Origin of the sequence: Paenibacillus sp. JGP012, assembly GCF_014203995.1 — a bacterium.
Classification (GTDB): domain Bacteria; phylum Bacillota; class Bacilli; order Paenibacillales; family Paenibacillaceae; genus Paenibacillus; species Paenibacillus silvae.
The window spans coordinates 80275-100494 of record NZ_JACHKG010000009.1; the positions used below are offsets into that span (position 1 = coordinate 80275).

Below are 20220 nucleotides of genomic sequence, written 5' to 3' on the forward strand. Positions count from 1 at the left end.
GGGTCTCCATTTTGAAAAAAGTCATTACGTATGGAACATTCGATTTACTTCATTATGGTCACATTCTTTTACTACAGCGGGCTAAGACACTCGGGGATTACCTTATAGTAGCTTTGTCTACTGATGAGTTCAATCAATTAAAAGGTAAAAGTGCTTACTTCACATATGATGAGCGAAAGATGATGTTAGAAGCAATTAAATATGTAGATTTGGTTATACCCGAGGAGAATTGGGAGCAAAAAGCAAACGATATATTACGTTGGAATGTAGATGTATTTGTTATGGGAGATGATTGGAAAGGCAAGTTTGATCAATTATCAACGTTATGTGATGTGATCTACCTATCAAGAACTCCAGACATTTCTACTACATCCATTAAAAGCTCGTTACAATCTGCATCTCAATGACTTGTTACAATAACAAAAACGAATGATTTTGAGCCTGTATCTGAACTCGCAATCATTCGTTTTTTTAGTTTACACCGTATAGTTCAATGCTTCAATTTCTTTGTCCAGAAATTCTCTTACAAAAGAAATTTCATCAAAATCAGAAAATTGATTTTTGAAATTTTTCATTAGCCTCAATTTATCCTCTTTAAGTGCCAAGCTAATGAGGGTTTTATAAATATGCCTTTTTCCAGGCTCATCTAGCAACGCTTCATTAAGAAATTCGACTGCATCCTCTATATATTTTTGATTAGCATGATAAACCCCTAAATTTTCGAAACTCATGCCACTCAATCTGTTTCCTGATAACAATGCAGAATAATAGTTCATCGCCAACTCTACATGATTCATGTCATAGAAATAATTGGCCAATTTATTAGTTAAATCATCATTATTGATTTTGTTAACCCATTGATCAAATACTTCAAATTCTTTAAGCAAAAATAGCTGCCTAGACACAGCAAACAGATCATCCGTTGTAATTCTTGAAGGATCGACTGGTTTCATTTGCGAAAAAGCGTCAACCATGGTTTTAGCAGATAACCATACATCTTTATTCTGAATTTTTTTCGCAATTTTATCTAATAAGGAAGTATCGTTCCACATCAATACCCCCGTAATAACTTGCAGGCAAATATGCTCTTCATCATGAGATATCAGAGTCAAGTTATCTATCAGCTCATGCATCCCGTTCAAATTCCGATTCACAAGCGATAGCTTTAATTGATCACCAGGGCTTAGATCCATACTCATTGGAGTTAATGCCTTATAATGATTTACTAGCAACCTATTCCCTAAGAACAACGAAACTTTAAATAACAATAAATAATCCCCGTCAGTTGGAGAAGTGTAAATCTTCTCAAAAAAACGGATAACGGATTCTTCATCTTCATTCTGTAATAACCATTCCATCATTTTAGCTACATATCCAGGGTTCTTATTGTTTTTGTTAAGTTGCTTGGACATCCAATAAATTGCGTTCTGATTGTCATTAAGTCGAAAATACAATCCTATAAGCTGCTGCACAGGAGAATCAAAGCTGTACATCGGATCAATCAACCAAATGTCCTGTTTGCTTTTTGCTCTCTTCTCAGCAATATTAATAGCTTCAATATAACTAAGCCTGGCTTCATCAAAGAAACCTAATGTTTCATAATGGATACCTCTAACCGTGTAATACTCCGGAAATTGGTTATAACGAACGAGGTACTGTTCTGTTAGTTCCCAAGAACGTTTAAGTTGATCTTGACCATAGTAAAGACTAATTAACCCCATAACACAATGAGGATACCAAGCTTCATCTCGTTCTGCACCAGTCATCGCTTTCTCATAACATTCTATGGCCTTAAGCTCATTTTTTGCATAGCGATACTGATTACCTAACGTATACCAATCATAAGAACACAGATCTTGCTCTAACATCATTTGCTCAAAAATACTCATATTCCGTTCATGTTTATTTTTATCTTTGATATGGCTTATCTGATAACCGGTATGATAAATATGAAGATTCAATGTTTTATGAAACAATTCGCCTTTCGACCCTCTGGTTAATTGTTCATGTATTGGGCGTTCAAATGTTATTCCCATATGGTTTGGAAAAAGTCTTGTAACAGGTGATGTCGTAATTTCATCCTCAAATTCTTTCTCACCCGTAAAATTAATAATGGGAAGAGTATACGCCAAATGTGGCACTGGCTCTTCTTGTATTAGAAAATTTATCCAATCCCGATGATCCTCTTGAGATATATATTCATCCGCATCAAGAACAAGAATCCATTTCCCCGTTGCAGGTTGAATAGATTGATTGCGAGCTTTCGAAAAGTCATTGCACCATTTGAAATCATAAATATGATTCGTATACTTTGAAGCTATTTTTTTGGTTTCATCTGTCGAACCAGTATCCACAATGATAATCTCATCGGCGAGATTCTGTATACTACTAAGACAACGTTCAAGTACCTTTTCCTCGTCCTTGACAATCATGCAAACACTCAACAGCGTCATTGCTTCCCAACCTTTATTCAGTTTTTCATATCAAAGAATAAACTATCAGGTGCATAATTTGAACTATATGCATTTTTCTGCACCCGAATAGTTCCCTGTTTATTCAACCAGCTGGCCGCTTCATTTTTGAGTAACGACATTTTATTGATTAAGATCTGGTCATATTCCAAGAGTTGCTTGACCTTGGCTTTATCTGATTCATTAAGCTGGATGCCATCAGCCTTCATGTTATTTACTAAAGATTCTCTTTGATCTACAAAAGATGCCATCTCTTCGTAGTTAATTACATCAAGGCGATGAATAACTTGTAAAGTAAGATCATACAGACAATCTATATATTCTCCTGAGATTGTCATTTGACTGTTCCACCGGTGCTTTTACTAGCAATTTCCCAGGCTTCCCGCAGCTCGATCAGATAGGAAAGTGTCTCTTGTGCCGGTTTAACATCTTTTTTAAGATTAGCTTGAATTAAGCAATAGATCATATACTCATATACTGAGTACAGTGTCTTGGCAACAGGATAATCATAGTTTAATGCAGCGATTAACTCGTGAATAACTGCCTGTCCTTTGCACAGATTCATGTTTGTTTTTTCGAAGTTGGATTCTTCTATGGCAGCAATACCAGATTTCACAAAACGGATAGCACCATCATATAACATTAACAACAGTTGTGCTGGAGACGTTTGAACCTGATTTTGTTGATACTTTTGAAGGGGAGAATTGATCAATTTACTTCACTCCTTAATACTAAAAAATTAGCCCAGCATACTGGATAGACTTGAAGAAGTACTGTTATACTTATTCATTGCCGTTTCCATAGCCGTAAATTGCTTGTAATATTGATTTTCGATTCGAGTTAATCGTGACTGCAAATCGGTAATTTGACGTTCGTAAATAGTTAATTGATTCCCCATTTGGCTTTGAGGTAAAAATGCAGTTGTTAAATCACTACTAATTTTAGATGTTCCTGCTTTTTCCGATAAGCTTTCCAAAGCAGTTGCATTAATTTTCTTAATTCGACTAAACAAACCATCATCGCTGGTCACACTTTTGGTAGAGCTATCCACCTGACTAAACAACGCTGTTACTTGTTCAGGATTGGACTCTAACGCTGTCCGCAACTTATCTTCATCTAGGATAAGTTTTCCTCTTTCACTATAGCTACCTGTTGTAATGCCAATCTGAGTAATGTTCAGCTTGTTGCCTCCGAAATTAAAATCAGAGATCATAGCGGTACGCATATCACTTAAAGTCTTGTTAAGGATGGAATCGTTCTTTAACAACCCGCTTTTGGCTTTACTTTCCCAAAGTTCAATTTCACTGTCTTTCATATCTGCTTTTTGTTCAGTACTCAGAGGTAAATATTTTCTATACCTCTCTTCATTTGTTTTTTGATTCATTAATGCGATCGTTTCATTATAAAAATCAACAAATGCTTTGACTGTATCTACGATTGCATCCGTGTTCTGTGTGACTTCAATTTGATTCGTTTGCCCGGCAGGAGTTACCCCGGACAATGATAATTCTACACCGTTTACAGTAAATCGATTGGAAGCTTGCGTTGTTTCCAATCCGTTAATTATGACTGTAGCATCAACGCCCTTTTTCACTCCGGTTGTTGTGAAATTTGTATTACTTGTAAACAATTCACCAGTCAACTCTATATCTTTATTACCTGTGTCTCTATTCGTTAAAGACAGGCCACCTGTTGCAGAGTTAAATACCGCTGTAACACCGGAATCTTTGTTACTGTTGATTTTCTTCACAAATGATTCAATCGTATCATCTGCTGAGAAATTTATCGTTGCCCCGCCTACTTTCACGCTGGTTTCTGTTCCTGAATATAAATCAGACATCTTGGTGGCTCCGGCTGAGCCTTGATATACAACGTTTGAAGATGTTGCCAAGTTTTTAACACTTACATTCAATACAGAGTTGGTAGCTGCCCCTGTCGCCGTGGCAGTAAGTACGCCTGTTGCTCCTGTGACCAAAGCTTGTTTTGAATCTATATTCTTACTTAAATTCAAATTGGATATTTTTTCATTGAAACTCACCAATTTGGTACTAATTGTACGATAATTATCTCTTTTCCACTCCGTTTGTGTTTTTTGCTGATTAATCTTATCCAACGGGACTCGTTCTGCAGTCATTAACTTTTTTACCATTGCGTCAATATCGAGTCCTGAAGCTAATCCGCTGATTCTCATTCGATCCCCTCCATTTAAGCTTTTCTGTCAATGATTAAACCACTTAACTCCATAAGACTAGCAGCGACATCAAGAAGCTTTTCTTTAGGAATTTCCCTAATGAGCTCCCCTGTTGCTTTATTTTTAATTTTGATCATGATGGCTTTTGTCTCTTCGTGCACTGAAATTTCGAAAGTTTTCTCAGGTCCTTGAAGAGCTCTTGTCGCTATCTCCAACTGATCCATAGCTTGCTCTTGTTCACTTAATGAGTTCAGTCTTTCTCTGGCCATTGTATTGTTCTGAATTAACAATTCAGCTGATTCCTCTGATGTAGTTCTTGTTGAAATTGTTCTATGAGCACCCAGCGTTCCTGTAGTTCCTGAAGTTCCCTGGACTCTATGTTCCACCGCGCTTCCCTCCCGAACCCTTTTTCGAATCTATTGAAGATCATATTATGTATATCGGATAGAATTCTTCCGAAATGAAGAGATAAAAAAAAGAAGCCTTGAAAACAAGGCCTCCCTAATTTGTAAAATTTGAAGATTAACGAAGTACAGACAGAACGCCTTGCGGAGCAGAGTTCGCTTGTGCCAACATGGATTGGGAAGCTTGCAGCAAGATGTTGTTTTTAGACAATTGAACCATTTCTTTAGCCATGTCTGTATCACGTACACGAGACTCAGCAGCAGTCAGGTTCTCAACAGTAGTACCCAAGTTGTTGGAAGTATATTCCAAACGGTTTTGCACAGCACCCAGTTTCGCACGTTCAGTGGAAACACTGTTAATTGCTTTTTCAACATCAGCAAGACTAGTACCTGAACCCAGGCTGCTAAAGTCTGTAGTAGAAATTGTTCCAATTGTGATAGAACCTGTTGCTTTATCGTTAACAGTAATTGTAGCACCTTTAGTGATACTGATTCCGTTAAACGTAGTTTTAGTCATGATGTTATCAATTTGAGCACCCAGTTCTTTCAACTCTTCATTGATGTTGTTTTTATCGTTTGAGCTGTAAGTACCGCTTGATTTTTGAACGTTCAATTCTTTCATACGAGTCAGCATGGAGGATACTTCGTTCATTGCACCCTCAGCTGTTTGTACGAACGAGATTCCGTCTTGAGCATTACGTTGAGCTTGCTCCAAACCACGGATTTGTCCACGCATGGACTCGGAGATGGAGAGACCTGCTGCATCGTCAGCCGCACGGTTGATGCGCAGTCCGGAAGACAATTTCTCCATGTTTTTGCTTGCAGCTGTTGTGTTAAGTGTCATGTTACGGTGCGTGTTCAACGCTGGTACGTTATGATTGATAATCATTTGATATTTCCTCCCTGAAATGGTTTAATGCCCACATCCATGTGGTATTAGCGTCTTCACAGGTCGGCCGCCCTGAAGAATTACCGCTCTATAGTATATATCGACCATGAATTAAAAATTGTTTATAGCATTCTGCATTTTTTTTTACTTTAGTGTATTCTTATTGATTTGTTCCAGCGCTGCTTGAATCGTTACCGGATCCATCACAGCATTCTGATTATTCTGACCAATGGAATCAAAAATTTCTTTGCGGTAGATATCTACATCCTTGGGGGCAGAAATACCTACTTTAATATTCTCTCCCTCTACTGAAAGTATGGTAATGACAATGTTGTTATCAACGATTACTGATTCTCCTTTTTTTCTGGATAACACAAGCATTAAAGATCTCCACCCTTCATGTTCAGGTCTCTATCAGCCCACGGCGCATGTTTAGTCGAGTAGCCTGTATTCTGTAAAATAATCTGCTTCCCGGTATGGTTGGATGTATTCAATATAATTGGGGCAAGGAGATTAACTGTCACTTTATCCAGATTACTGTGCCATGTAACAATACACTGCACAAATACTTCTTCTCTATTGTTAACATCAATATCTTGCATGGCCTCTTGAGAAAGCTCAAACTCGTAGGTTGGATACAGATCAAAAGGATTAATTGTAATAAATGCAACATCTGGCTGAGTCAAGGATTGGAAAAGGTTAAACACCTCATTGTGGGGCTTCAAACAAAAATCCTGATGATGTTCAAACCCGGGTATTCCTTTCGCAAATGTATAAATTCTGCCTTCATTCTCACTTAGGTTCTCCAGCTCCACTTGTCATATCCTCCTTAATAATGAATAAAGCCACGGACTACTTATTGTCCATAGCTTATCACAATTCTCAGTTTATTTTATCTCATGAAATCCATCAAAGATGGTTGCATAATTTGGGCTGAGGATTTCAGCGCCGCTTCATATATAGTCTGAGCAGAAGTCGCCTGAATGAGCAAACTTGCTATATCCGCATCTTCTGTTTTTGACTGCAATGTGGTTACATTCAGATTATAATCATTTAATCTTGCCTGAACCAGCTCAACCCTATTGGTCCGGGCGCCCACTTCGGATATGCAAGATTGCATTTTCGTTGCTCTCGATTCTAATTTATCGGATTGACGAGACACGCCTTCATAGTCACCAGTGTCTAAAGCTTGGACTAGATCATCCATGATCTTGAAAATATTATCATCTTCAGTGGATTTCCCAAAATAATCAGAACCTGGAGTATTGATTTGAAAAATAGATTGATCCCCGATTGAATAATTAACGGCTGCATTATCTGTATCAATCTGGGAATATGCTGTAATAGTCCCGCCTAATTCATAAGGAGCTTTGTCATAGTTTTGCCCGTTAAAAATATATTTCCCTCGAATTTGACTGTTACCTATGTTAACCATTTGCTTTTGCAGCTCTTGCACTTCAAGTTTTATTGCATCTAATCCCGACTGAGGTACTGTCCCGCTCGAACCTTGTACAGCCAGTTCTTTAAGTCTCTGCATAACGTTACCTGATTGCTGCATTGTCGTATCTGTAGCGTCCAGCCAACTGACAGCTGCATCGGTGTTCGACTGATACTGTTCATTCGCAGCCAATTCGGCACGATAACGCAGTGCATAGGTTACACCAACGGGGTCATCGGAAGGTTTGTTTATTTTGCGGCCTGTGGAGAGTTGATTGGACATCGTATCCATCCGGTTCAAGTTGCGATTCAGGTTGCTGAGCATTTGCGTGCTCATCATGCCTGAGGTTACACGTATAGCCATTAAAGGTTACTCCCTTCTACCTCTTAGCGACCAACTACGCCGGTGCTGTTTATTAGTTTATTTAACAATTCATCATAAGCTGTCATAAAACGGGCAGCTGCGCTGTAAGCATGCTGAAATTTAATCAAGTTACTCATTTCTTCGTCCAGGGAAACACCACTCACAGATTGACGATTCAGATCGACCTGCTCTGTTAAAAGCTGAGCATTCTGTGCTTGACGATTCGCTTCCTGCGTTTGTACACCCAACTGCCCTACAATTGCACCGAAGAAGTCATTCACTGTGGTGGGCTTGGACACAGCAGTTCCAAAATCAAATTTGGCATCTTTTAGACCTGCAAGCGCAAGTGCAAGGCTATTATTACCTAGTACTACACTTTCATTTGTACCCGTTCCCGTCGTGCGCATTGAAGTTGCTATTTTGTTAGGATCGTTCTGAATATCTTTACTCAACGTAATATTGCCTGCCGTTATGGTTCCTGCGCCATCTTTAGTAGTGAAGAAGTCTTCCCCTGCTGTCGGCGTATTTCCGCTAAGCGTATAACCAAGTTTGTGTAACCCGTTAATGCCTTGAACAGTCACTTTAAGATCCGAGGTTATTGTTCTGTTATTGTTGGCATCCGAATAGGTTACGTTGTTCAGTACCGTATTGTTAGGCAATACAGAACCAGCCGGAATCGTTATTTCAATATCGCCCGTAGCCAGTGTATTTGCTAACTGGTCTAACTGTTTACGATAGTCAGCGACATACTGATCACGCGAGTGAATCATTCCGTATACCTCGCCACCTGTTAAGGTTCCAGCTTGATATGCATTTTCCAAGATGTCTGCAGTAACAGGAGTGACCGTCGCTCCAGTAACTGCAACTTGGCCTGCCAGTGTTACTTGATATCCACTGTCCAGTTCAGTGATCTGGACGCCTGCAATTTTGGAGAGCTGGTCGACTGCATAATCCCGTTTATCACGTAAATCATTGGCATTATCTCCAAGCTGCTCAACTTTTACAATATTGTTATTGAGATCAGCAATGGATTGCAGATATGAATTAATTTCCGTTGTTTTCAGTGAAACATTGTTAGTCAAATCATTGGAAAGCGCATCCAGTTGCAAACTGATCTGATTCAAACCATCCGTTAAGGCCAGTGTTGTTTCTTTTACAATTTTGCGGTTGGTCACATCCTGTGGATCCTGGCTTAAATCAGACCATGCATTCCAGAAATTATTGAGTACTGTTCGAATGCCAGTATCCGAAGGTTCGTTCATAATCGTCTCGAGTTTCTCCAACGTACTGTTACGAACGGTCCATCCCCCAAGCGAAGTATTCTCGTTACGAAATTGACCATCCAGGAACGTTTCTCGTACACGTTTAATAGAGTTGAACTCCACTCCCGTTCCTAGCTGTCCCGGTGCAGTCGTGCGATAAAACGCTACAGCATCAATAGGATCTGCTGCTGTCATATTGACCACTTGACGTGAATATCCTGGCGTGTTTGCATTAGCGACATTGTGTCCCGTTGTATTCAGAGCTGCAGTTTGTGTGATGAGACTGCGCTTGGCTGTTTCAATCGAATGAAAGGTTGAAGCCATCGTTGTTTTCCCCCATTATTAACCACGAGTATCAAATAACCCGGAACGAGCTACACCATAAGATTTCTCTAATGGATTTTGATAGGTGGCTTCTGATTCTGCATGAAATGACATCGTCTCAAGGAAGAAGTCAATATATGAAAGTGATTGCTTAATAAGTTGCTGATTAACTTCGTTTATGTGCTTCACTTGCTGTAATACATCGGTTAGGTCAGTTTGAGCTTGATAAAGCCTTTTCTTTTCCTCTGTATCAAAAACCAGTCTCATCAGCTCACTAATTGTCAAATTAAGCTTTGATTTGATTCCTCTTTCTTCAAGAAATTGATGGACAGCCTGCATCCTTTGCTGTTCAATCAACTCAATTTTCTTGGCCAGTTTGGACTCCTGATTAATCAGTGTAATCAAAACGTCCACTTTGTTAGCAACAACTGCTTCCTTTTTTTGTTCACCTAACTGAAGCATTTCAATATGAGCGGCCTGCAACTGTCCCAGTACACTAATTAAAGATTCAACCGCCATGTGTCCTCCTATTGTTCAGGAAAGTTTTTAAAGTATGGTGCTAACTTGTCTGCAAGTTTACTGCTGTCTACCTGATACGTTCCTGAACTAACCTGCTCTTTCAGCTCCTGAATTCGCTGCAATCGTCCCGCATCCTGCGTACGTCCTTGTTCTTCAAGCATTTTCATCGCCTCCGGAGAAATGGATACTTCATCCTTGCGGCGGCTTTTCTTGGTTTCAGCCTGCTGATTGGATTCAACATTCCTCTGATATGAATTGATGGCTCCAATTCGACTCGGTTCATTGATTTTCATTTGAAGTGCACTTCCTTTCAGTTAAAATGTGACGATTTACGTTTTTCTTTCTTTATCTTTATGTGTTTAAAACGAGTAGGATAATAAAAAAAACCGATAATCTTTAATAAGTTTATCGGTACGTTCCAAAACATTTGTTATAGCATTATTCGGATTTAAGACCACGTTCCTATTAGTCCCGTAGTTTGTCGACAGCATTGTAGGTTCGTCCGCCTACCTGGTTGTTCTCCTTCTGACCTACTTCACGAGCAGCGCCAGCCAAGTCTTTCGTTAACCGGGTACGGCATGAATCACACATATGTCCTTCACGAATCAACGTTCCACATACTTCACAAGGATACATCATATTCGGAGCGTTTTCGATGGAAATACGTCCCTCTCGAATAAACTTGGTAATCGTTTTGATTGAGACTTCTGTTGCATCCGATAATTCCTGTATATTGGCGCCTTTATTCTCGCGCAGATAGTCTACACAGATCTGATATTCCTGCTCCATTTCTTTGATACAATTCGAGCATACATCCCGAAAATTCAGTGCGTACAATCTGCCGCAGCGAGGACAATTTCCTAGATTCATCGCCAAAACTCCCCTCTTAATCTCGCTTTCCCGACTAGCTAATACCTATAGATTACCTTATTTTCTCATATGAAGTCCATATAATATTTGCAAACATTAAATGTGGGCTATTGCGTAGATACGCAATATATTCTATAGCTAAACTCTGCTATTGAACATAAATATTTACGTTGAGAAAAATAATATTTGCGTTTAACTGTATTTTAGAGAAAAACGGAGTGAACAGAAAGAAACTAAAAAGGCAAAGTGAACATCACAAATCAGGATCTTGCTAATGTCAGCGTATAAATATCCACCGGGATACCAGCATTTTTTGCAGCAGCCAGAATGACCTGCCCGCAAGCATCCAATGTACTTCCGGTTGTGTAGATGTCGTCAATTATAAGGATTTGTAAGGCTGTATCGGCATTGTTGATCTGATCGGATGATTGGGGCACGGGAGAATGATTCATTCTCCTGAAGATTGTTGCGAGATTCTGTGGATGAGTTTCTGGGTTTTGAGAACCTCGGTGGCCTTTATCATTCCAAATCTTTGTAATGAGTTCAAAACCTTCAGGATGAATAGAGAAAGCATGTTTCATCGTCTCGAATCGTTCGGCGCGAGATTTGAAGCTTTGTTTCCCGGTGTTGATCTGGCGCTGCAACAGATCAACACAGGGGATCCGGGCGGCGGTGGCAAGCCCTGCTGCCAGCCGCTCCGCCTGATTGAAGCCGCGCTCGGCCAGGCGCTCCTCGCTCACGGGAACATAAGTGAGCGCGTCAGGTCGCCAGAGCGGCTTTGGGATTTCTTTTCCACATATACGGGTCAGTTCTTCGCTCATCGCTTGAAAGGCTTGAATGAGAAGTGCCGTTAGCAACGGGGCGTAGCGCTCATGCCCTCTGAATTTATACATGCTAATCCATTCTCTCATTAAGTCATTGTACTGTACCGCACTGCGATTACAGATGAAGGAGCGGCGCTGCATATGCGGACGGACACAGTCGGGACAACCTACTCCCCGTCCGCAACGCTGGCATCGAATTGCGCGAATCCACGGAATCTGCTGCACACAGCGCGTACATATTCCCGGATAACGTGAGGACAACAGCGCTCGCATGCCGCAAGTCAGGCAGGAGGAGCCAGGCGGGCCGAGCAGATGGTGGAGATGTCTAGTTAGATGCTGCACACGTTCGAAGAGATGGGAGATGTAGTTCAACATGAAGCAAGGCTCCTTTCCTTACAATGTAATACCCTAAGTATGTAATGACCGTTGTAGTTCAATGTTTCATTAACGCTTGATGAAGAGGTTACTAATTTTAATGAAAAGATGGATGCTGGCGAAAACATGCTTTTGTATGAACGATTAACCTGTAGAGAGCCTTTTCGAATTCAACTGAGAGTAAGATGAGTTATGATCGTTATTTGGAGACGGGTGGGTGCAGGTAGCCTTTGCGGCGGGCGATGGCATTCATTTTGCGAATCTGGGATACCGCTTTGACTTGAGAACGAGTCCGGCGTGAGGCGGCGAACACAACCCGGCCTGCCGGATCATCCAGGGAGCGCCCAGCACGGCCAGCCATCTGTACTAATGAAGCTTCATCAAAGAGCCCGTTGTCTGCATCCAGTATAAACACATCACTGCGCGGTATCGTCACCCCCCGCTCCAGAATGGTGGTCGTTACAAGCAGGCGAATGGAGCGCTCGCGAAAAGCAATGACTTTGGACGCCCGCTCCGCATCCTGCGATGAAGTGCCTTCAATCGGGATATTCGCAAACGTTCGGCGCATCAGTTGAACAAAGGCTTCGATCTGCGCGATCCGTGTTACAAAAACAAACACCTGCGCATCGCGCTCCAGCGAAGAGCGAATGCTGCTCACGATGGAGGCGGGCAGCTGTTTACGCTTGAGGCACTGGGCTACGGTTATCATGCGCATTAGCTTGGGGACAGGCAGCGGATGCCGATGGAAACGGACGGGTACTTTGGCATGCGCGAGCTTGCCTAGAGCAGCCTCTCGCTGCAGCCGGGCTGGCGGCGTGGCCGATAAATATACGAAATGTCCATCCGGCTTGCAGGAAGCAGCAGCAGCGTGAGCCAGCATGGGATCGTTATGATACGGATAGGCATCCAGCTCGTCGATAATGACCAGATCGAATCCGTGATAAAAGCGCATAAGCTGGTGTGTGGTCGCCAGCGTGAGCTGAGCGTCTTTCCAGCGCTCCATGCTTCCGCCATAGAGCGTAGCAAGCGAGGTGTCCGGGAAAGCTTTCGCCAGGCGCGGAGCCAGCTCCAGCACGACATCCCTGCGCGGTGTAGCGACCAGAGCTTTGCCCCCGTGATCCAGTGTGTGCTGGAGCAGTGGGAATATCATTTCCGTCTTGCCGGCCCCGGTCACGGCCCAGAGCAAGAACCGCCCCGGCCCATCCCCTGCGGGAGGCCGGGCCAAAAACGCAAGCGCCGCGGCTGCTGCCGCGCTCTGCGCTGCGCTTAGCCCCCACCGGGCGAGTTCGCCGCCGGTGGGGGCCAGGGCCGTGCCCCGCGGTGCTTCGCCGCGTACGGGCACGGCCCCTTGCGCTGCACTGCGCAGCAGCAGCGCACAGGCACGGCTGCGCCCCAATGCGAGGCATGCCTCGCAGTAGGCGCACGCCGCCAGGCCGCAGGCAGCGCAGGGCACGCGCTGCCTGGCTTCGCTGCCACAGCGGTGGCAGCGGGGCGCGCTTCGCGCGCGGCCAAGCCACGCGAGCCGGCGGCGCGTGGCAGGCCCTTGGAGGGCGGCTGTCAGCTGCAGCCGCCCATGCAAGCGCGCGAGCTGCGCAGCCGCGCGCCAGCCCTCGGGCGGCATGGCGGGCTCTGCCGCCAGCAGCGCCTCGGCCTCGGCCGCCAGCAATTGGCGGCCGCTCATGCGCTCAGCCAGCAGAGCAGCGCACTGCAGCAGCTGAGCCCAATGCTCGGCGGGATAGGCCCTAGGCATCCCGCCCACAATAACTGCCTGTGCAGCAGCACCTCTTCCTCGAGCTCCAGTTCCACCACCCCCATCTTCTCTTTTACTACTCCTCCACCCACCTGCTTCACTCCCCTTCCCACCCCAGCCGCTCGCTCCCATGGCCACAGCCACAGCACCTCTAGCCTCAATCTCACCTGAGTCCCGCTCGTATTCAAGCAGCTTTGCGTTCAGATAACTTTGCCATGCCTCAACATCCCACCCGGTCATGCCGCGCACAGGCACAAACTGCTCCACCAGCCATGCGGCCTGACTTAACGGCAGCTGCAAGCTTAGAACCAGCCACTGATGAACCTGCCGACCACTCACACCCTCCAGCCACCACACCACATCGACCTGAATATCAAGAGACAGGATCATGCTCCACTTTTCATCCGTGCGACATACATACAACGCCACCTTCATCTCCCCAACTCCTCCCTCTTGCGATCCAAAGACTTATCCCGAAACGCAAAAAAGCACATACTACCGGCGGCTTCGCCGGAGCATGTGCTTCATGTTCCTGTCGTTTCACAGATATGATTCTGACCTCAGTATAACGATAATGCCAATTCATAAACAACCGTTTACTTCCCAACCCAGACTTTTGGCAGCTGATCTGAGCCGGATCGGATATAGATTGATTCTCCTGGATGCAGTTTTCTTATGTTCAATTATATGGATATCTTTCATAGCAGTCAATGCAACCGATAATTCCAGTCCTTGCTTATTCAATTGCCTTGAATTTTTCTTTGAAAAATCGCGCAACTTTTTCCAGTTTTCTCAGTCTATACTTTTAAGTTAAGACTTCTGACTTCAAAATGCTTCTCGGTCCTTAACCAAAGCAATAAATCCAGTCTTCAACCATAAGTTGCAATAAAACCCATATTCAATTTAAAGGCAGACTTGGCTACAATTACAAAAAAAGACTACAGCATTGCGCTGTAATCTTTCTCCATATGAATTGCATATCAACATCTGCATCACATCATTGTCTTGCTTGCCTGAATCCGGCTTCATCACTGGATTTGCGCAGATCAATGAGACGATAACCGCCATTCACCTGCTTGCTGCGGTCAAGCTCTGATGGCACAGCCGGAAGATAAGAAAGCTCCAGGCCCTGCTTCTGCATCATCTTCTCAATGATCGTAATCGTCTCTTCATCATGATGATCAGCGACCACTGTTAATGTAAAGCTCTTTCCACGATATAATAATTCCCGGCAAAGTGCTCGAATAATGCCCTCAATCCGTCCTGCCTGATTGGAAGGAATGAGCAGAATCTGCTCGAAGCCTTCGGACTCCGGGCGGGAAATATGGCGCTGGTGCATAACATGAACGGCCATTGCCGCCAGGAAGTATATAAGCAGAATCATAGTCAAATGAGCAACCATGGCAACTGCACCTCCTCGGAAGGTCATGCTCACCCATGGCGAACATCCCTGTATACAGCAGTATATGCTGCGTATTCCGAAGGGTTACAACCAACGCCGGTCCGTGCTCCGATTTGAACAGATGTTCAGCTCACCCTCGCACTTTGTTCATTTGCAGTGATAAAGTCCATCAACCCGCAAACCAATCCAGCTACTGGAAAGGGTGCGAGTGAATACAGGTTAAATGAACAATGAACAGATAGTTTAGAGCGTAACCCAGCCATATTTGATGGAGTTGATAACAGCCTGTGTACGGTCGTCCACTTCCATCTTTTGCAGAATGCTGCTGACATGGTTTTTGACCGTTTTTTCACTGATAAACAGGAATTCACCAATCATCTTGTTACTCTTGCCCTCAGCCATCAGACGCAGCACTTCGGCCTCGCGGCGTGTAAGTGGATTGTTGTCACCCGCCACAAATTTAACGCCAGCTTCCTTCGCAGTGCCTTCACTCATTGCACCCGTTTCGTTCAGATACGTCATGCGGCGAAGCTGCATAATCAGTTTGCCTGTTACTTTAGGGTGAATAAATGCATGTCCTTCATGTACCGAACGAATCGCATTAATCAGTGACTCTGCCTCCATGTCCTTCAGCAAATACCCGTTAGCCCCTTTACGGAGTGTCTCGAATACATAGCTTTCATCATCATGGATGGACAAAATAATAACCTTCACATCCGGGAACAGCTCACGCAGCTTCTCGGTGGCCTCCACCCCGTTCTCTACAGGCATGTTGATATCCATCAGCACGATATCCGGTTTTTCCTGATTACAGAATTCCAGCACTTGGATACCATCGCCACACTCACCGATGACCTCAATGTCGTCCTCCATATTCAAAATGCGTTTCAATCCCTCACGGAACAGCTGATGATCATCAGCCAAAAGAACTTTAATTGATGTTTTTCCAGTATCACGGTTTTCCATCCTGCTACTCCTTTCCCTTATCCACGTTAGTCGGGATATGAATGACTATTTTGGTTCCCTGGTTCTCTGCGGATTCAATCTCTATTCTTCCCTCTAACAGTTCAACCCGTTCTCTCATCCCGATCAGACCGAAGTGGTTGTGGTCCTTGCTTTTCTTCGCAAGAAGCTCCGGTTTGAACCCAAGCCCATTGTCCTGTACGACAATTTTGACGAGCTGAGCCTGGTATGTAATTTCTACGACAACATACGTGGGATAAGCATGCTTGGCAGCATTAGACAGACCTTCCTGCACAAGGCGGTAGATTGCAGCCTCCATTGCAGAAGAGAGACGATGTTCCTTGCCTCTTGTTTCAAAAAGCGACCGGATTTTTGTTTTTACTTCAAAATCCTGCACATACTTCCTCAGCGTCGGGATCAATCCCAGATCATCCAGTGCCATAGGACGCAGATTGAAAATAACTTTTCTCATTTCTTCAAGACTTGAACGAACCTGGCCTTTCAAATCTACTATTTCGGCCTGGACCATCTTAAAATCCTGCTTAATGAGCATTCTTTCTACAATTTCCGTCCTAAGCACTAGATTGGCGAGCATCTGCGCAGGCCCGTCATGAATCTCCCGGGCAATCCGCTTCCGCTCTTCCTCCTGGGCCAGAATAATTTTCAAACCTATCATTTGTCGATTCTTGGCAGACTCGATGATACGGGTCACTTGACCTAACTCGCCTGACAAGTATTCTAGCACAACGCCCATCTGCGAACCAATGGTCTCGGCACGCTCCACAGAAGCCTCCACATTTTTGGCACGCTTCTGCAGATCATCCCGCCGGGCCTTCAGATACATTTCCTTCTCACGATAAATCATCAGATCCAGCTGCAACTGTGTCGCTTTCTCATACGCCTGCTTGATATCATGCTCCGAATAACGGACAAAGTCGCGGCTTACCTCGGTAAGCCGAATCCGGGAACGGCGATAATTCAGCTCTAACTGATCTACTTTCTCGATCGTTTCCGCCGTTTCCTTCAGCACCGACTTCAACTCCTCGTTGAGCGTCTTCAGCTCCTCACGAGTGGAGTCCATGATTTCAAACATTTGATATTTGCTGTTTTCCATGACTTGTATGGCGTTTTTTATGACGCGGTCTATGGCATCGGCTTGTAAATCCACGTTTGTTCGACTCCATTTCTATCGTTTCCGGTATATATCATACCATATCACGATGAGATGGTAACGGTCTTCGTGTTCTGTTCCCATTTTACAGTCAGCCCAAGCTGCTCCGAAACAAGTCTGAGAGGGACTAAAGTCCTACCCCCGCTTACGTAAGGTGCAACTGATGCGCTCTGTCTTTTGCCATTCAGAACAAACTCTTTCTGACCTACCACCAGATCGATCAGCTTGCTGCCGCGAATTACGGTAATCCGCTGATTTTTGCTGTCCCAGCCCGCCTGTCCGCCGAAGGCGTCCAGCACGTGTTTGATGGGTACATATGTTGTTCCATTTTTAATGACTGGTGCTGCATCAATCGCTTTGGTTGTACCATTCACCGTCATCGACTTCTTTCCAAGCACGAGAGAAGCTGTTCCCGTAGGCAATCCGGCCTCGCTGGACTTGGATGGCATGGTGAAGGCAATATTGTCAAATGCCACCGTTCCTGTCATTGCGCGCTCATCCTGCCCCTCTTCCACGTTAACGACATACACACGCTTCAGCTTCGCCGGATAAGCAATGTTCAGCCCGTTCAGGTCCACATTCACCTTTTTCCATCCATTCCAGTCAATCGCTTTGGCCAGATCGGCATATACCGTTTTGCCCTTGGCATCCGTAAACTCGGCACGCAGCCAGTTCAGGCTCTTGTCACCCATAACATCCATAGACATGGAGGTTGCAGAAGCAGAAACCTCGCGGCCTGTCGAACCGTTCAGCTGAGCGTAAGCGTACATTTTGCCCGTTCCACCTGTCATGTCGTAGCTCAGCTGCAGCACCTTGGAGCCGGCCTTTTCACCCGTTCCTGCAACGACTGCAGATGATCCTGTTACTCCTGCCGCATTCGTTGTGAAATTAATCGGATAATTCACGCTTTCGAAGTTTTCCCAGATGGTCTCGCTATCTGCTGCCGAGAGCACAACGACCGTGCTGAAGCCATCATAACGACCGATCGCATAACCAACCTGCGCTCCATCATTCACAGACGACACCGTCAACTGATCTCCTGCCACCTTGCCTTTGAAGCCTACAAATTCCCAGGTGAGAGAGTCTGCCGGTACAGTCACACTTTGCCCGCTCTTCGTTGTCGCGGTCACTGGAATCGAAACTGTCGTACCCGCCTTGAGCGAACCAAGACCCGATCCTGCCGTCAGAGACGCCAGCTCACTGCCACCCAGCACCGTGACTTTGATGGAGGAGGAAGCGCCGCTGCTTGTAGCTGTCAACGTTGCTGTGCCCGGCTTCACACCTTTAACCGTTCCGTTGCTTACACTTACAATGTTATTGTTGCTTGATTTCCAGGTCAACGGAATATTACCTGTGGCGATCGGGTTGTAATACGTGTCATACCCTTTCGCAGTATACTTGCCTTCCTGACCCGCAAGCAGTGTCTGACTGCCACTTACCGCAAAGCCCTTCAGCTTGCCTTCCGGTGCTGTCGAGAATACACCCAGTGTGTTCACCACTTGGCGCTGTTCTGTACCGTACTCGGTATTAAACGTCAGACTCGCAGATTGTTCCCCTAGTGGACGTGTCACCATCGTCGTTGAGCCGCCGCCGTCCAGGTTCATGCCTTTCCACACCCCGATGCTTGTCATAAACGACTGAAGCTCGGTCAGTGACAACCCGCTGCTGTTGCTGTTTTTCTCCGCTGCAATGATGTACACATAACGCCCGTCCTGAGAATAACCTACCGCTGTTCTTGCACGAATCCCGCCAATCCCGGAGGCAACGATATCCCGCGAGAACGGTGTCGATTGTCCGCCGTTGACGAGAATCGTATGACCGCCGATCATCATCTCCAGATTGCTTGGATCAACCGATTGTCCTGTCGTTTTGGCGACCAGCTTGTAGTCCGCTCCCAGTGTCTGACCAACAGACAGATGAATCATTACCCAGGTTGCCGCAGTACCATGTGCCCGCAGAATGTAGCCGTCCTCCGGTACAGTCATATTTAATGCTTTTTTATCCGAAATCTGTGTGATGACCCCGTTCTGTACAAGCACCTCTGTCGGCGTGGTGGATGGATCGTTCGGACGTTTGGTTGATGTCCAGGCAGGTGTATAAATATACATGGAGTTGGCATGGCTGTATGTACCTGAACCCGTCTCAACGGTATAGTCCTCCTTATTTATCCCACGCAGAGCGAAGGTTGAACCATCCTGTGCCTTAATTGTGCCGTCAAACGAATATTCGTCGATCATCGGCTTGCCATCTTTGGTTACGGTGAGGGCATACATGCCCTTCAGCTCTGAAGGCGTGGACACCAATACCCCGTCAGAGACTTGTCCGCCAATCGGCGCGAGTTCCCCGGATACGTTGAAATAATCCCCGTTCACGGCAGCGACTGCACCGTTTTCCTTGGCCATGCCGCCCGTGCTCTGCTTGCTATTCAAGTTGCCGCCCTTACCCGTCATCACGTCCAGCTTCACGTACGGATTCTGCAAATCCACCTGCACGACATCTGCAAGTACATTGACCTTCGAGCCTGAACGTGTCGTTGTATACCTGTATTTCATGAGCTTCGCACCCGAAGTCAAAATTTCCTCACTCAGCTTGCTTGTATTGGTTGATGCCGCCGCTGCCACAGACTGCCAGGACGTTCCCGACCACATTTGTCCACCCGCACTCATCACCGGCGCGATCCAGATCACACCTGCCAATGTCACGATCGCCCATTTTTTTGCTTTGCTATGCTTTACGTCTTCCAGCTGTCTCCCATGTTTCCCCAGCATGTTCGAAACGTCTCTCCCATCTTGTATATCAATCTTAGATATCACATCTATGCTGCCGGACGGCAATACATAGAGCGACCCCTAGTATACTCTTCTATTAATAGACTGTTTTTTGTGGAAAAAGTTACGCCGAAAGCCAACAATCAGGCATAAATTGGCTATTGTTTAATGCATAAGACTCCTATTCTCTGTGTAATCTGCAATCTCCGAGAAAAAGACGCTTCAAGAAATATACA

Annotated in this window: 20 protein-coding genes; 1 reads left to right on the forward strand and 19 read right to left on the reverse strand. The window is 44.9% G+C overall.

The window, feature by feature from the left end:
• The first annotated feature begins 11 nt into the window (after nt 1-11).
• Nucleotides 12-407, forward strand: a complete 396-nt coding sequence (gene tagD / locus HNR77_RS13415) for a glycerol-3-phosphate cytidylyltransferase (RefSeq protein WP_184184930.1) — start codon at nt 12-14, stop codon at nt 405-407.
• Between the two features lie 69 nt (nt 408-476).
• Here the strand turns inward: tagD and HNR77_RS13420 are convergent, their stop codons facing one another.
• From HNR77_RS13420 to HNR77_RS13510, 19 genes are all read right to left on the reverse strand, one after another.
• Nucleotides 477-2453 (reverse strand): tetratricopeptide repeat-containing glycosyltransferase family 2 protein, encoded by a 1977-nt coding sequence (locus HNR77_RS13420; protein ID WP_184184934.1) that lies wholly within the window; start codon nt 2451-2453, stop codon nt 477-479.
• Between the two features lie 17 nt (nt 2454-2470).
• Complete coding sequence (locus tag HNR77_RS13425) at nt 2471-2809, reverse strand: hypothetical protein (RefSeq protein ID WP_184184937.1); 339 nt, start codon at nt 2807-2809, stop codon at nt 2471-2473.
• Nucleotides 2806-3183 carry a flagellar export chaperone FliS gene (gene fliS / locus HNR77_RS13430; RefSeq protein WP_111269112.1) on the reverse strand — a complete coding sequence of 126 codons (378 nt, stop codon included), beginning with the start codon at nt 3181-3183 and terminating at the stop codon, nt 2806-2808. Before fliS ends, HNR77_RS13425 begins: the two co-directional genes overlap by 4 nt.
• A 27-nt stretch (nt 3184-3210) precedes the next feature.
• Nucleotides 3211-4662, reverse strand: coding sequence for a flagellar filament capping protein FliD (gene fliD, locus HNR77_RS13435; RefSeq protein ID WP_184184940.1), 1452 nt, complete (start codon nt 4660-4662; stop codon nt 3211-3213).
• A gap of 14 nt (nt 4663-4676) precedes the next feature.
• Complete coding sequence (locus tag HNR77_RS13440) at nt 4677-5048, reverse strand: flagellar protein FlaG (protein ID WP_311768617.1); 372 nt, start codon at nt 5046-5048, stop codon at nt 4677-4679.
• Between the two features lie 136 nt (nt 5049-5184).
• On the reverse strand, nt 5185-5955 hold the full coding sequence (locus tag HNR77_RS13445; RefSeq protein WP_111269109.1) for a flagellin N-terminal helical domain-containing protein: 771 nt from the start codon (nt 5953-5955) through the stop codon (nt 5185-5187).
• A 144-nt stretch (nt 5956-6099) separates the two neighbouring features.
• Nucleotides 6100-6336 carry a carbon storage regulator CsrA gene (csrA, locus tag HNR77_RS13450; RefSeq protein ID WP_184184943.1) on the reverse strand — a complete coding sequence of 79 codons (237 nt, stop codon included), beginning with the start codon at nt 6334-6336 and terminating at the stop codon, nt 6100-6102.
• The gene (gene fliW / locus HNR77_RS13455; RefSeq protein WP_184184946.1) at nt 6336-6770 is read right to left on the reverse strand and encodes a flagellar assembly protein FliW; all 435 of its coding nucleotides are present in this window, start codon (nt 6768-6770) and stop codon (nt 6336-6338) included. Before fliW ends, csrA begins: the two co-directional genes overlap by 1 nt.
• A gap of 77 nt (nt 6771-6847) precedes the next feature.
• Nucleotides 6848-7756 (reverse strand): flagellar hook-associated protein FlgL, encoded by a 909-nt coding sequence (gene flgL, locus HNR77_RS13460; protein ID WP_184184949.1) that lies wholly within the window; start codon nt 7754-7756, stop codon nt 6848-6850.
• A 23-nt stretch (nt 7757-7779) separates the two neighbouring features.
• Entirely contained in the window at nt 7780-9342 is a 1563-nt protein-coding gene (gene flgK / locus HNR77_RS13465; protein WP_184184952.1) for a flagellar hook-associated protein FlgK, read from the reverse strand.
• Between the two features lie 18 nt (nt 9343-9360).
• Nucleotides 9361-9861 (reverse strand): flagellar protein FlgN, encoded by a 501-nt coding sequence (locus HNR77_RS13470; protein WP_184184955.1) that lies wholly within the window; start codon nt 9859-9861, stop codon nt 9361-9363.
• Between the two features lie 8 nt (nt 9862-9869).
• Complete coding sequence (flgM, locus tag HNR77_RS13475; RefSeq protein ID WP_111269103.1) at nt 9870-10154, reverse strand: flagellar biosynthesis anti-sigma factor FlgM; 285 nt, start codon at nt 10152-10154, stop codon at nt 9870-9872.
• Between the two features lie 172 nt (nt 10155-10326).
• Nucleotides 10327-10731, reverse strand: coding sequence for a TIGR03826 family flagellar region protein (locus HNR77_RS13480; protein WP_111269102.1), 405 nt, complete (start codon nt 10729-10731; stop codon nt 10327-10329).
• Between the two features lie 260 nt (nt 10732-10991).
• Nucleotides 10992-11552, reverse strand: a complete 561-nt coding sequence (locus tag HNR77_RS13485) for a ComF family protein (RefSeq protein ID WP_184184957.1) — start codon at nt 11550-11552, stop codon at nt 10992-10994.
• A gap of 577 nt (nt 11553-12129) precedes the next feature.
• A complete protein-coding gene (locus tag HNR77_RS13490) occupies nt 12130-14115 on the reverse strand; it encodes a helicase-related protein (RefSeq protein WP_184184960.1) in 1986 nt (661 codons plus the stop codon).
• Between the two features lie 562 nt (nt 14116-14677).
• Entirely contained in the window at nt 14678-15082 is a 405-nt protein-coding gene (locus HNR77_RS13495; protein WP_184184963.1) for a hypothetical protein, read from the reverse strand.
• Nucleotides 15083-15325: 243 nt separating this feature from the next.
• Nucleotides 15326-16048, reverse strand: coding sequence for a response regulator transcription factor (locus tag HNR77_RS13500; protein WP_111269098.1), 723 nt, complete (start codon nt 16046-16048; stop codon nt 15326-15328).
• 4 nt (nt 16049-16052) lie between these two features.
• A complete protein-coding gene (locus tag HNR77_RS13505; RefSeq protein WP_111269097.1) occupies nt 16053-17213 on the reverse strand; it encodes a sensor histidine kinase in 1161 nt (386 codons plus the stop codon).
• 47 nt (nt 17214-17260) lie between these two features.
• On the reverse strand, nt 17261-19984 hold the full coding sequence (locus HNR77_RS13510; protein WP_184184967.1) for a stalk domain-containing protein: 2724 nt from the start codon (nt 19982-19984) through the stop codon (nt 17261-17263).
• Between the last annotated feature and the right edge of the window lie 236 nt (nt 19985-20220).

Coding starts and splice junctions, on each gene's coding strand:
- HNR77_RS13510 (WP_184184967.1), bottom strand. CDS start 19,984: ATGCTGGGGAAACATGGGAGACAGCTGGAAGACGTAAAGCATAGCAAA.
- HNR77_RS13445 (WP_111269109.1), bottom strand. CDS start 5,955: ATGATTATCAATCATAACGTACCAGCGTTGAACACGCACCGTAACATG.
- HNR77_RS13420 (WP_184184934.1), bottom strand. CDS start 2,453: ATGACGCTGTTGAGTGTTTGCATGATTGTCAAGGACGAGGAAAAGGTA.
- HNR77_RS13490 (WP_184184960.1), bottom strand. CDS start 14,115: ATGAAGGTGGCGTTGTATGTATGTCGCACGGATGAAAAGTGGAGCATG.
- csrA (WP_184184943.1), bottom strand. CDS start 6,336: ATGCTTGTGTTATCCAGAAAAAAAGGAGAATCAGTAATCGTTGATAAC.
- HNR77_RS13495 (WP_184184963.1), bottom strand. CDS start 15,082: ATGGTTGCTCATTTGACTATGATTCTGCTTATATACTTCCTGGCGGCA.
- flgM (WP_111269103.1), bottom strand. CDS start 10,154: ATGAAAATCAATGAACCGAGTCGAATTGGAGCCATCAATTCATATCAG.
- fliD (WP_184184940.1), bottom strand. CDS start 4,662: ATGAGAATCAGCGGATTAGCTTCAGGACTCGATATTGACGCAATGGTA.
- HNR77_RS13485 (WP_184184957.1), bottom strand. CDS start 11,552: ATGAGCGAAGAACTGACCCGTATATGTGGAAAAGAAATCCCAAAGCCG.
- HNR77_RS13425 (WP_184184937.1), bottom strand. CDS start 2,809: ATGACAATCTCAGGAGAATATATAGATTGTCTGTATGATCTTACTTTA.
- HNR77_RS13480 (WP_111269102.1), bottom strand. CDS start 10,731: ATGAATCTAGGAAATTGTCCTCGCTGCGGCAGATTGTACGCACTGAAT.
- HNR77_RS13470 (WP_184184955.1), bottom strand. CDS start 9,861: ATGGCGGTTGAATCTTTAATTAGTGTACTGGGACAGTTGCAGGCCGCT.
- HNR77_RS13500 (WP_111269098.1), bottom strand. CDS start 16,048: ATGGAAAACCGTGATACTGGAAAAACATCAATTAAAGTTCTTTTGGCT.
- flgL (WP_184184949.1), bottom strand. CDS start 7,756: ATGGCTATACGTGTAACCTCAGGCATGATGAGCACGCAAATGCTCAGC.
- flgK (WP_184184952.1), bottom strand. CDS start 9,342: ATGGCTTCAACCTTTCATTCGATTGAAACAGCCAAGCGCAGTCTCATC.